Source organism: Pseudoclavibacter chungangensis (genome assembly GCF_013410545.1).
GTDB classification, from domain to species: domain Bacteria; phylum Actinomycetota; class Actinomycetes; order Actinomycetales; family Microbacteriaceae; genus Pseudoclavibacter; species Pseudoclavibacter chungangensis.
This window is the reverse complement of sequence record NZ_JACCFV010000001.1, coordinates 3971694-3985007: the sequence shown is the minus strand read 5'-3', so window position 1 is coordinate 3985007 and position 13314 is coordinate 3971694. Positions and strand designations below refer to the sequence as shown.

6 protein-coding genes and 1 pseudogene are annotated in these 13314 nt (G+C 64.9%); 6 read left to right on the top strand and 1 reads right to left on the bottom strand.

Annotated features, from left to right (window positions below; genetic code table 11):
• Positions 1–2190: 2190 nt before the first annotated feature.
• Genes HNR16_RS17725 through HNR16_RS17705 form a run of 5 tightly spaced genes read left to right on the top strand, consistent with a single transcriptional unit; the run spans position 2191 to position 11457 of the window.
• Positions 2191–3753, top strand: coding sequence for a class I SAM-dependent DNA methyltransferase (locus tag HNR16_RS17725; RefSeq protein WP_158042162.1), 1563 nt, complete (start codon positions 2191–2193; stop codon positions 3751–3753).
• Positions 3750–4937, top strand: a complete 1188-nt coding sequence (locus tag HNR16_RS17720; protein ID WP_158042163.1) for a restriction endonuclease subunit S — start codon at positions 3750–3752, stop codon at positions 4935–4937. The genes HNR16_RS17725 and HNR16_RS17720 overlap by 4 nt, the downstream gene beginning before the upstream one ends.
• Before the next feature lie 52 nt (positions 4938–4989).
• Positions 4990–6156, top strand: a complete 1167-nt coding sequence (locus HNR16_RS17715; RefSeq protein ID WP_158042164.1) for a GTPase — start codon at positions 4990–4992, stop codon at positions 6154–6156.
• Positions 6157–6175: 19 nt separating this feature from the next.
• Positions 6176–9400, top strand: coding sequence for a type I restriction endonuclease subunit R (locus HNR16_RS17710; protein ID WP_218868758.1), 3225 nt, complete (start codon positions 6176–6178; stop codon positions 9398–9400).
• Positions 9397–11457, top strand: a complete 2061-nt coding sequence (locus HNR16_RS17705; protein ID WP_158042166.1) for a DUF262 domain-containing protein — start codon at positions 9397–9399, stop codon at positions 11455–11457. Before HNR16_RS17710 ends, HNR16_RS17705 begins: the two co-directional genes overlap by 4 nt.
• A 124-nt stretch (positions 11458–11581) precedes the next feature.
• Here HNR16_RS17705 and HNR16_RS17700 read toward each other — a convergent pair.
• Positions 11582–11881, bottom strand: a pseudogene (locus tag HNR16_RS17700) (transposase); the annotation flags it as partial.
• A gap of 111 nt (positions 11882–11992) precedes the next feature.
• On the opposite strand from HNR16_RS17700, the gene HNR16_RS17695 reads away from it, so the two are divergent.
• Positions 11993–13312 (top strand): ISL3 family transposase, encoded by a 1320-nt coding sequence (locus tag HNR16_RS17695; RefSeq protein ID WP_420850437.1) that lies wholly within the window; start codon positions 11993–11995, stop codon positions 13310–13312.
• Positions 13313–13314: the final 2 nt, after the last annotated feature.

Here is a 13314-nt window from a genome sequence, read left to right as displayed (position 1 = left end):
TGTTGTTCATGGGGAGATCGTGACGCCTCCCGGCACACCGATGCGCGCGTCGTGCTGATAACCCCGCTTATCATCGTCGTACACCGATTCGATCGTGCACTCGGTACGCTGCCTGCATGACCTCGAATCCGTCGCTCCTCATCGACCTGGCCGGCATTGCCCGGCTGGCCGAGGTGCAGCGACCCGTCGTGTCGATGTGGCGCACGCGCTTCGCGGCGGCTGCGGTCCCGTTTCCGTGCGCCGTTGACGAGCGCGGCGGGCGAATGCTGTTCGACGCGGCACAAGTTGCCGAGTGGCTCACGCGCACTGAGCATGGCAACAATCGAGAGGCGCGGGCGGACGCTGCGGCCGCGGCCACGCCGCCCGGGTTCTCCTTCTCGCACCGACAGTCCGTCGCTGAGATCGAAGCCCTCATCACGCTCTATTCGCAGCGCGGTGCACTCGTCGACCTCTCCCCCGCGACCTTGCGGACGGTCGCGGCAGACACCGACCCGCAGGACGACTACGTTCGCTCGGAACTCGAGGCGCACGCCGAGCGCGGCGCGGACTGGCTGAGCTACGCCGAGCTCCTGATCGATGCCGCATACTCCCCATCGGGCGCACTTGCGCTCGTCGCTCGACGTCGCGCGACTTCTCTGCGCCCGGCGGGCTCCGACGGCCATCTGGCGGACGACGTGATCGAGCTCGTCGCTGAGGCGACCCGCGCGCTCGTACTGCACGCCACTGACGGTGGTGACGATGTGACGGCGGTGCTCGACCCACACGATGCTGAGCTGACCGCAGCACTCGCCGAAGAACTCGGCGACGAGGCCGAGCTCTCGCTGCCCGTTGGAGCGGACGCCCGCCGCTCGCGACGCAGACTGGTCACGGACGGCCGCTGGTTGTCGGCCCCGGACGCGCGCGAAGCATCCCGGTCGGTTGTGGTGGCTCGGGTGCCGGCCGGTCGTGGTGACGATGCTGTAGCCATGCTTCGCGCGATCGACGACGTCGCGCTGGGAATGGGCGCGCTGGATTCAGCTGTCGTGATCGGCCCGGCACGAGCGATGGTCGACGGCCTCGACCCGGCGGCAGAACTCGTCCGGAGTGACATCCTGCGTACTGGGCGAATTCGTGGCGTCGCGCGCCTCACCCCTGGCCTCGTTGAGAGCACCCCGCGAGAAGCGCTGGCCCTCTGGGTGCTGGGTGCGCCGATGGCGCAGGTCACGATCAGCGAGCGATTCACGCTGGTCGCGGACCTCACCGACGTCGCCCTCACGAGTGCCGCACGAGCGGACCTCGTCTCCGATCTGCTCGCGAGCCTCGGCACGCGGGGCGAGGTGCGTGCGCACGCGTTCCGCTTCGCCCGGCCCGTGCGCACGTCGACCCTGTTGGCGCGCGGCGGCTCGATCCTTGGTTCGATGCCCTCGCCCGCAACGCAACGCGTTCCGCGGGATGCGCACGAGCTTCCGGCCTTGCTCGATACGACCGCCGATGCGGTGCGCGGCGACATCGAACCACTTCGAGTCATCCCCGCTACTGATTCGCCCCGCTCCTCGGTGGCGGTCGCCGACGCGGTCCGCGACGGCCATCTGCGAGTGGTGCCGGGAACACGGCTCGACTCGACCCTGCACGGCACTGAGGGATTGATCGTGGTGTCAGCCGCCGATCTCGACGATCCGGGCACAATCGGCAGCACCCGTGTTGATCAGTTCGCGTTCGCGACGCTGCACCCGTCAGCAGCCCTCACACAGCCGGGCGACGTGATCTTCCGTACAGGCCCGACCGCTGCCGCGTGGGTCGATGTCGAGGGCTCGAAGATCGTCGGGTATACCGCACGCGTGCTGCGCGTCACGGCTGGTGACGCTGGTGGGCTCGTTCCCGAACTCATCGCGATCGACATCATCGGGCAAGCCGCCGGGCCAGGCGCGTGGAACCGATGGCTGCTCCGACGCGTTTCCCCGCGAGCGATCACTCCTCTTCGGGGGCGTTGGCCGAGATCGCTGCGCGGCGCGACGCACTCCTCGACCGAGCTGCCAAACTCGATCGGTACGCGGAGCTCCTCGCGAGCGGTGTCGCCGCTGGAGCAGTGGCTCTCACCCCCAACCCCCACGTCCCCGAACACCCCGATGCCGCGGTCCTCCCCGCGGCATCCACTCAGTAAGGATCGACATGCCCCGCGCCACGAAAGCCGCCCCGCAGGCGCCGTCAACGATGAAGGAGCTGAAAGACACGCTCTGGAAGGCCGCCGACAAACTGCGCGGATCGATGGATGCCTCGCAGTACAAAGATGTCATTCTCGGGCTCGTCTTCTTGAAGTACGTGTCGGATGCGTTCGACGAGCGGCGAGCGGGCATCCGCACCGAGCTCGCCGCCGATGGGTACGACGCTGAGCAGATCGCCGAGCTCATCGACGACACCGACGAGTACACGGGCCGCGGCGTGTTCTGGGTTCCTGCGAAGGCTCGGTGGGGGTTCCTCGCCGAGAACGCGAAGGGCGCGTCGGTGGATGGCGTGGAGAGGTCGCTCGGCCTGCTGATCGACGGGGCGATGGATGCCGTCATGCGGGCGAACCCGCAGCTCTCGGGCACACTCCCCCGCATCTTCAACCGCGACAACGTCGACCGGCGTCGCTTGGGTGAACTCGTCGACCTCTTCAACTCGGCACGCTTCACGGCCCAGGGGCAGAGCGGCGCCGACGGTCGCCGCGCACGCGACCTGCTCGGTGAGGTGTACGAGTACTTCCTCGAGAAATTCGCCGCCGCCGAGGGCAAGCGGGGTGGCGAGTTCTATACGCCTGCGGGTGTCGTGCGCGTGCTCGTCGAGGTGTTGCAGCCGACACGGGGGCGTGTGTACGACCCGGCGTGTGGTTCGGGCGGCATGTTCGTGCAGGCCGAGAAGTTCCTCGACGCCCACCACGGCGAGGGCAGCGACATCTCCGTCTATGGGCAGGAGCTCAACGAGCGCACGTGGCGGATGGCGAAGATGAACCTCGCTATCCACGGGCTCTCGGGCAATCTTGGCCCGCGTTGGGGCGACACCTTCGCCCGCGATCTGCACCCCGATCTGCAAGCAGATTTCGTGATGGCGAACCCGCCGTTCAACATCAAGGACTGGGCTCGCAACGAGGAGGATCCGCGCTGGCGCTTCGGTGTTCCGCCGGCCGGTAACGCGAACTACGCGTGGATCCAGCACATCCTCTCGAAGCTCGCCCTCGGGGGGCAGGCCGGTGTGGTGATGGCGAACGGCTCGATGGCGTCGAACTCTGGCGGTGAGGGCAAGATCCGTGCCGAGATCGTCGAGGCCGACTTGGTGTCGTGCATGGTCGCGCTGCCGACGCAGCTGTTCCGCTCGACCGGCATTCCGGTGTGCGTCTGGTTCTTCGCAAAGGACAAGGGCGCTCGGGCCGGCGAGGTGCTCTTCATCGACGCGCGCAACCTCGGTCACATGGTCGACCGCGCCGAGCGGGCACTGTCGGAGGACGACATCGCAAAGATCGCAGGTACCTTCCATGCGTGGCGGGGCGTCGATTCGAGCGCAGCGCTCGGCGAGTACGCGGATGTCCCGGGCTTCTGCTACTCGGCCTCGCTCGCCGAGATCAAGGCCGCGGACTATGCGCTGACGCCTGGGCGGTATGTCGGCGCGCCCGAGGCTGAAGATTACGGCGAGCCGATCGAGGAAAAGCTCGCGCGACTTCGGACAGAGCTTGAGGCGCAATTCACCGAGTCGGCACGTCTTGCCGCGATAGTGCGGGAACAGCTGGAGCGGGTTTCATGACCCAAACACTCTCGAACTTCGGGGTTTCCGTCCTTGACTGTGAGCACAGAACACCAGCAGCACAAATTTCGGGGTTCCCATACATCACCATTCCTGACATCCATGACGGCAGGGTGATTGTCGATAAGGCGCGCAGGATCTCAGAGACTGACCTCATTAAGTGGAATCGTCGCACCACTCCAATTGGGGGCGACATACTGGTCACACGCCGTGGGCGCGTCGGAGATACAGCACCGATACCCGACGGGCTACGCTGCGCAATTGGGGAAAACCTCGTTCTGCTTCGAACCAACGGAACGCAAGATGATCAGAATTTCCTTCGCTGGGCTGTCCGCAGTCCCCAGTGGTGGTCCGAGGTTGATCGACTCATGAACGTGGGTGCTGTCTTCAGCAGCCTGAACGTTAAGGACATTGCGCAAATCCGTCTGGACTTCCCACCTATCCCCGAGCAGCAGGCGATCGCCGAGGTGCTGGGCGCGCTCGACGACAAGATCGCGGCCAACACCGCCCTCGCCGCCTCTGCAATAGAGTTGGCTTCGTCGGAGTTTGCGCTAGTAGTCCGAGACGCACATTGGGGCGCCACGTTCGCGGATCTTGCAGTCATCAGCGGCGGGGGAACACCTAGCACAAAGAACGCCAAATTCTGGGATGGCGAAATCCGTTGGGCAACCCCAACCGATATTACCACCCTTGCGGGTCCATATTTAGACTCCACATCAAGGACCCTCACACCCGCGGGCCTGAATGCCTGCAGTTCAAAGCTATTCGCTCCCGGCGCGATTCTCTTAACCTCACGCGCCACAATTGGAGCAGTCGCCATCAACATCGTTCCCACCGCGCTAAACCAGGGCTTCATCGTTGTCGAACCCCGAGATGCCAGAATGAGATGGTGGCTATTCCATGAGATGGATGACCGGCGAAGCGAATTCCTATCGTGGGCCAACGGGGCCACATTCCTCGAGCTCAGCCGTGGGAACTTCAAACGTCTCCGAGTGCGTGTTCCGTCAGATTATGCTCTGACCATGTTTGCGTCAACGGCTGAAGCACTACACGGGGCAGCGCTGGCAGCACTCGCCGAGAACCGCACCCTCGCCGCGACCCGCGACGCGCTGCTGCCCCAGCTCATGTCGGGCAAGCTGCGCGTGCGCGACGCGGAGGCCGCGGCCTCCGCTGCAGGCGCCTGATCACGTTCGCCACAATTGACTTCGAATCCCCCATCCCGAAAGGCCAAACGACATGTCTATCGAACCTCAACACCCCGAAGACTCCACTCCGGAGCTCGAAAAGCGCCCATTCTTCGAAGCGACCACTGGAGCAAAGTCCCGCTATGGCCGGTTCAACCTGGCGATACTCGGCGGGACGGGCGTCGGCAAGTCGTCGCTGGTGAATGCGGTGTTCGAGCGCGACATCGCCAAGGTCGGTACGGGGCTGCCCGTGACCCGCGGAGCGAACTACTATCACGACGACTCGCTCGGCATCTGGGACCTCGAAGGGTTCGAGCTCGGCGCAAAGCTTCCCCTCCAGCTGCTGGAAGAAAGCCTCGACACGATCGCCGCACGGCCTGCGATCGAGCAGATCTCGGTGGTGTGGTACTGCGTCAACGCCCACGCCGGCCGGCTGCAGCAACCGGAGATCGACGTCATTCGAGAGCTCGATCGCAGAGGGCTCCCCGTCATCGTCGTGCTGACGAAGGTCGACTGGATCACGAACCCCGTTACCGGCAAACGGACCCCGAGCTTCAGCGCGCAAGAGTTCTGCGATTGGCTCCGCAACCCGGTCGACGAGAACGCCGCGCAGCCGATCGACGTCCCGTTCCAACGTTTCCTGCTGACCTCCACCCTCGACCGTCACGGGAAGGCCAAGGGGCACGGCCTCGGTGAGCTCGTCTCGGAGACCCTCGAACTCTCGCCGGACAACGAGAAGGATGCGTTTCGCATCGCCCAGCGACTCAACCTCCCCTGGAAACGAGAGATGGCCCGCAAAGTGGTTGTCGTGGCCGCGGCGGCAGCCGCCGGTGTCGCCGCGGTCCCCGTTCCCGTTGCGAATGCTGCCGTTCTGGCGCCGCTCCAGCTCGGAATGATGGGGCGAATCGCGGTCATCTACGACCTCGAGATCAAGACGATGCTCTCGGCGGGTGCACTCGCCCAGCTCGGCGTGCAATTCACCGGGCGCGCGCTCGCGGGTGGCCTGCTCGCCCTCATTCCCGGTGCCGGCAATGTCATCAATGCGGGCGTCGCAGCCGCCCTCACCGGTGCAACAGGAGAAGGCTGGATGCGCCTGTGCGAGCAGGTGTACACCGGCAAGATCGATCTCGACGCGATCGACAATGTCTGGGGCGACTTCGTGCCCGGATTCCTCGACGTCATGCGCAAAATGGCCGAACAGCGCATCGCCAAGAAGTGACCACGAAGACATGGAAGCCATGAACCCCATGTCCGAAGCAGCATGGGAGCGGGACGCGCTCGACACCCTCGCCGAGCCTCTCGACTGGCGACCGCTCCCCGGCGAATCCATCGCCCCCGGGAGCGGCGAACGCGACACCTGGGATGACCCGCTCATACGCCCGCGCCTGCTCGCCGCGCTTCGCCGCCTCAACCCCGGAGTCCCCGCCGAGTACCTGCAGCAGGCGATCGCCGAAATAGCCGCGCCCACCTCACAGGACGCGATCACCGAGAACTACCGCATCCACCAGTACCTGGTCAGTGGTTATCCACTGAGCTACATCGACAGCGACGGCCTCGAACAGAATCTGCGGCTGCGGCTGCTCGGCTCCGTGCTCGACAACGACTGGCTCGCCGTCAACCAGGTCACTATCAGACAGGGCGACCACCACCGCCGATTCGACATCGTCCTGTTCGTCAACGGAATGCCGCTGGTCGTCATCGAGCTGAAGCGTGCAGGCTCCGAAGCCTCAGGTGTCGCGCCGGCGCACGCACAGCTCCAGACCTACCTGCGCGAGTTTCCGATGGCGTTCCGCTTCTGCGTGTTCACGCTCGCGAGCGACGGCCTCGACGCAAAGTACGGCACACCCTTCACCCCGCTCAACCACTTCGCCCCCTGGAACGTCGACGACGATGGCGACCCGCTCGCACAGCCGCGAGTCGAACACGGAATGTCGGTCGAACCCATCGACGATGCACTCAACGGGCTCTTCAACCCCGAGCGCTTCCTGCAACTCGTGCGCAACTTCACCGCATTCGACGAGAATGCCGATGGACTGACCAAGCGCATCGCAAAGCCGCACCAGTACTTCGCAGTGACGAAGGCCGTCGGCAGTACCGTGCAGGCCGTGCAGACCAGCGGCAAGGCCGGCGTCATCTGGCACACGCAGGGCTCCGGCAAGTCGATGGAGATGGAACTCTACGCGAACCTCGTCTCGCGCCATCCCCTACTCAAGAACCCCACCGTGATCGTCGTCACCGACCGCACCGAACTCGATGGGCAACTCTTCCAGACCTTCGCGCAGAGCCTGCTGCTCGCAGAAATGCCCACGCAGGTACGCGAACGTGCCCAGCTGCGCGACGAGCTCGGCAACCGGGTGACGGGCGGCATCTACTTCACGACGCTCCAGAAGTTCGGGCTGACCGAGCACGAGAAGCAGTCGGGAACGCAGCATCCACTCCTCACCGACCGACGCAACGTCATCGTCGTCGTCGACGAAGCACACCGCAGTCACTATGACGACCTCAATGGCTACGCACGGCACCTCCGCGACGCATTGCCGAACGCGACCCTCATCGCGTTCACCGGCACCCCGATCTCGTTCGCCGAGCGCGACACCCGAGCAGTGTTCGGCGACTACATCGACATCTACGACCTGACGCGAGCCGTGGACGATGGCGCCACCGTCCCCGTGTACTTCGAACCCCGACTCATCAAGGTCTCGTTCGCCGCGGACGCGAGCGAAGACGACATCGACCGGGCCGCCGACGAAGTCACGCTCGGGCTCGACGACACCGAACGCGCCCGACTCGAAGCATCCGTCGCCGTCGTGAACGCCGTCTACGGTGCGCCCGAGCGCATCGAGACACTCGCTGCCGATCTCGTGCAGCACTGGGAAGAACGGCGCGAGCGGATGCAACCGTTCCTCGGATCGCCAGGCAAGGCGCTCATCGTCGGAGGGACCCGCGAAATCTGCGCACGCCTCTACTCGGCGGTCATCTCCCTACGGCCCGACTGGCACTCGGATGCACTCGGCCGGGGCCGCATCAAGGTCGTGTATTCGGGGGTCGCTTCGGACGCCCCGCCGGTGAGCGATCACGTGCGGCGTGAGTCCGAGAATAAGGCCATCAAGGCACGGCTGAAGGATGCCTCCGACGAGCTCGAACTCGTGATCGTCAAAGACATGATGCTGACCGGGTTCGACGCTCCCCCACTGCACACCCTGTACCTCGACCGGCCTCTCAAGGGCGCGCTGCTCATGCAGACGCTCGCCCGGGTGAATCGCACGTTCCGAGGGAAGCAAGACGGTCTGCTCGTCGCCTATGCGCCGCTGGCCGACAACCTTGCGAAGGCGCTTTCGGAGTACACCGTCACCGATCAAGAGAACAGACCGATCGGTCGCGACGTCGACGAAGCAGTGGCGATTGCGGCCGAGCTGACGGCGCAGATCCGCGAAATGCTCGTGGGCTGCGAGTGGCGCGCCGTCGTCGCCCAGGGCGGCTCACGCGCGTGGCGCACCGCGGCCACGATGGCAACGAACCACCTCCGTGACGCATCGAACCCGCTCAACGCGGAAGAGTTGGGCGCCGAGCGGCTCGCGTCGAGATACCGTGCCGCGACCGGACGGCTGGCCAGAGCCTGGGCCCTCGCGTCGGGGCGCGACGGTCTCGTCGAACTCCATGAGGAGATCGCGTTCTATGAGGAAGTGCGCGTCTGGATGGCGAAGTTCGACGCCGCCGACCGCCAGGCGCGCGACGAGCCGATCCCAGACGAGGTTTCACGACTGCTCGGCGGCCTCGTCGCCGACGCCATCGCGCCCAGCGACGTGGTCGACATCTACGATGCCGCAGGCCTGCCGCGCCTGACACTCGACGACCTTGGACCCGACTACCTCGCCAAAGCCCAATGCGCCCCCAACGCGCATCTCGCGATCGAAGCGCTGCGCAAGTCGCTCACGGATGTCGGTGTCACGGCCACGCGCGGCAACCTCACGCGCCAGCGGACGTTCTCGGAACGGATCGCCGAGATCATGAACCGCTACACGAACCAGCAGCTGACCTCCGCGGAAATCATCGCCGAACTCGTGGAGCTCGCAAAGGAAGTCGCCGCCGAATCGTCCCGAGGATCGCACTTCACTCCCCCACTCTCGACTGACGAACTCGCGTTCTACGACGCCGTCGCGACGAATCAGTCGGCGCTGGACATGCAGGGCAAAGACGTCCTCGCCCAGATCGCCCGCGAGCTCGTCGCCGTGATGCGCCGGGACGTTCGCACCGACTGGACCATCCGCGACGACGTGCGAGCAAAGCTCCGGGCATCGATCAAACGCCTTCTCGTGAAGTACAAATACCCACCCGACAAGCAGCCGGAGGCGATCATGCAGGTCATGGACCAGATGGAGTCGCTGGCACCGCGGTTCGCCAACGAACGGCCGCGAGTCGAGTTCGACTCGCACATCGCCAACACCAAGGGAGTGACTCCATGAAAGCTGTCGATACCAACCTGATGGAATTGCTCAAGAAGGCGCATCGCTTCGTCGTCCCGATCTACCAACGCGTGTACTCGTGGGATCTGACGGAATGCGAACAGCTTTGGGATGACATCGAGCGCGCTGGAAGTCCCGAACGGCTGGCGAATCATTTCACGGGCTCCATCGTGTATATCGAGAGCGACGAGGGAACACGAACCTCTCGCGAGCCCGACCTCATTATCGATGGCCAACAGCGCGTCACGACCGTCACCCTCCTGCTCGCGGCACTTGCGGCCCGCCTCGACGAGCTACCCGACGACCAACAGGAGCCGATCGACGGCTTCTCGCCACGCAAGATCCGAGGCATCTACCTCACCAATGAGTATGAATCGGGCGACGCCTACTTCAAACTGATTCTGACACAGGCCGACAAAGAAGCGCTCAAGGACGTGATCAGGCACGGTGCGACTCGCTCCACGGACTCGCGAGTATTCACGAACTTCACGTTCTTCGTCGAGAAGCTCCGGGAAGCAACACCCGAAGAGCTCGCAACGATCTGCTCCGGCCTCGACAAACTCGTGGTCGTCGACGTGAAGCTCACTCGAGGAAGCGACGACCCCCAGCTCGTGTTCGAGTCGATGAATGCGACCGGCAAGAAACTCTCGCAGGCTGACCTCATTCGGAACTTCGTACTCATGGATCTTCCGCCCACGGAGCAGGAGCGGCTGTACGAGTCGCAATGGTTCCCCATGGAGACACTGTTCCGCAACGAGCCATCGCGATTCGATCAGTTCGTGCGCCACTTCCTCACCGTCACGAGCGGCACGATTCCTCGGCGCGCCGACATCTACGATGCGTTCAAAGCTTACGCGTCCCAGCAGTTTGCATTGGGCGTCACGCGCGCATCATTGGTCGACGACCTCGCGCGATACGCCCGCTGGTATGCGGCAATGGCGCTCGGCCAGGAGCAGGACACGGATCTCGCACACCGCTTCACGGATCTTGACGAGCTCACCGATGTCGCATATCCGCTACAACTCCGACTCTACGCGGACTACGCGGCCGGCATTCTCGATCGAGATCAGTTCATCGAGATTCTCGACACCGTCATTTCATACGTGTTCCGCCGCGCCGCCTGTCGAATCCCGACCAACAGCCTCAACAACACGATGGCGACGATCACGACGATCATCGACGACGCGAGGTACGCAGAAAGCATTGCGGCTCGGCTCCTCACGTTCCCCGACTACAGACGCTTCCCGACCGACGAGGAGTTCATCGAGGCCCTCACCACTTCGGACATCTATAGCTTCCAGCGTCGCACATATCTTCTCGACAGGCTCGAGAACCACGGTCGCAAAGAACGCGTGTCAGTCGCAGAGTACACAATCGAACACATCATGCCACAAAACGCGAACAGCACGTGGCAAGAAGCGCTTGGCGTCGACTGGCAGGCAGTCCACAAGCGCTTCCTCCATACGCTCGGAAATCTCACACTCACCGGCTACAACCCGGAGTACTCAGACCGTCCGTTCGAGCAAAAGCGCGACATGCAGGGCGGGTTCAGGGAGAGCCCCCTCCGCCTGAACCGGGGACTCGGACAGCTCCCCGAATGGGGCGAGAATCAAATCCGCGACCGAGCTCACCGACTGGCGTTGAACGCGGTGGAAATCTGGCCCCGACCGATCATCGAACCCATAATCCTGACCAACTATCGTCACGACTTCGAAGCGGGGCGGCGGTTCGACTGGTCGGAGCTTCATACCATCCTCGAGAATCTTCCCGCCGGACGTTGGACCAGCTATTACCTGCTTGCGGAAGTCGTCGGCACGAGCGCCCAAGCCCTCGCGGGACATCTCCAACAGCATCATGGCTGCCCGCATGCCTATCGCGTTCTCTCCTGGAATGGACACGTCGCTGATGGATTCAGGTGGACGGATCCAACGGACACTCGCAACCCGAAGGACGTATTGATGAGCGAGGGAGTGCGATTCGAAGGTGACGTGGCCGACCTCGAGCAGCAGCTCACCGTCGACGATCTTCGGACCTTGAACGAGGGGAACTCGGAGTAGGCCGAAACGAGCGCGTCTCACCCGCGCGAGCCGCCTGACGCTCCCGTCCTCGGGGCAGCATCCTGGCGATGCGGTGATTCGGATGCCGGAGTGGCAGGCGCTTAGGGCGTGTTGCTAAAGGGGCTCATCGCAATCGAGGGTGTAGCAGCGGTCTGAAGCCGCCGGTCTCGAGTAGGCTCCGGGCGATGTAGTTGGTGAGGTTCCGGAAGCCCAGGGCGGAGCCGCGGAGATGTTCGAGGCGGCCGTTGATCGCCTCGGTCGGGCCGTTGCTGGTGCCGGGTCGGGCGAAGAACGCGAGCACGTCGGTGGCGCGCTGTTTCAATGTCCGGCCGAGGCGGCGGATCTCTGTGAGAGCGGCCGGGACGCCGCTGCTGACAGCATCGATCACCTGCCGCATCATCTCCTTCCCCTTGGTCTTATCGGGCTCTTCGGACATTCGGTGGGGGTGAGGCTCGCCGGGTGATGGTCGGCGGGTAGGGGTCGAGGTCCCCGAGGATCAGTAGCGCCAACTGCTGCTCCAACCGAGGACCTCGACGTGTCTCACGATAGTTCGGGGTGCGCTGACGCGTGCTCCGCCGCCTGCCCGTGTTCCCGCTGCGACTTGCTGCTCGGCCTCGATGGGGTCCATGTCGAGGACGTTGACCGCCGTGACGGGCTGCTGATCGTGACCGTCTCGAGCCCGGCGGCACCGACCGGCTGCCCGTCGTGCGGGGTCGTCGCGACCGGCCGCGGACGTCGCCGACGGGTGCTTCATGATGTGCCCGGCGTGACGCGGGTGCGGATCGTGTGGCGGCAGCGGGTCTGGCGGTGCGACGAGGTGGGATGCGTGCGACGGACGTTCGTGGAGCAGCTCCCGGGTCTGGTGGCCCGGCGCGGGTCGATCACCACGCGCGCCGTCGGCTGGGCGATCGGGCAGCTGCGCCGCGAGCACGCCACCGTGCACGGTATCGCCCGTCAGCTCGGAACGTCGTGGAAGACGGTGTGGCGGGCCGTCGAGCCCGAGCTGGTCAAACTGGCTGAGGACGAGTCCCGGTTCGAGAACGTCACCACCCTCGGCGTCGATGAGCACATCTGGCATCACGTCGACCCCCGAAAGCGCGGCCCGAAGGAACTGACCGGGATGGTCGATCTCAGCCGCGACAGCACCGGAAAGACGCGGGCCAGGCTGCTCGACCTCGTGCCCGGCCGCTCCGGGAAGGCCTACGCGTCCTGGCTCGCAGACCGCGGCGAAGCGTTCCGGAAGAACGTGCAGGTCGCAGCTCTTGACCCGTTCGCCGGCTACAAGACCGCGATCGACGACAAGCTCGAAGACGCCACGGCCGTGCTGGACGCGTTCCACGTCGTCAAGCTCGGCACCGCCGCTGTGGACGAGGTCCGCCGCCGCGTCCAGCAAGACACCCTCGGGCATCGCGGTCGGACCGGCGACCCGCTCTACGGGATCCAGACCATCCTCCGCGCCGGCGCCGAGAACCTCACCGAGAAGCAGCGGACCAGGCTCGCGGCAGCGATCGAGGCCGACCCCGCGCACGACGAGGTGTTCGTCGCATGGCAGTGCGCCCAGCAACTGCGTTCCGCCTACCACCAGAAGGACCTCGTCGAGGGGCGGCGGATCGCCGAGAAGGTCGTCGACACATTCCACACCTGCCCGATCCCCGAGATCGCCCGCCTCGGCCGCACCCTCCGCCGTTGGCAGGCAGCGTTCCTGGCCTACTTCACGACCGGACGATCATCGAACGGCGGCACTGAGGCCGTGAACGGGATCATCGAGCTCCACCGCCGCCTCGCCCGCGGCTTCCGCAACCGCGACAACTACCGGCTCCGCATGCTCCTCGCCGCCGGCGGACTCACCCCATGACC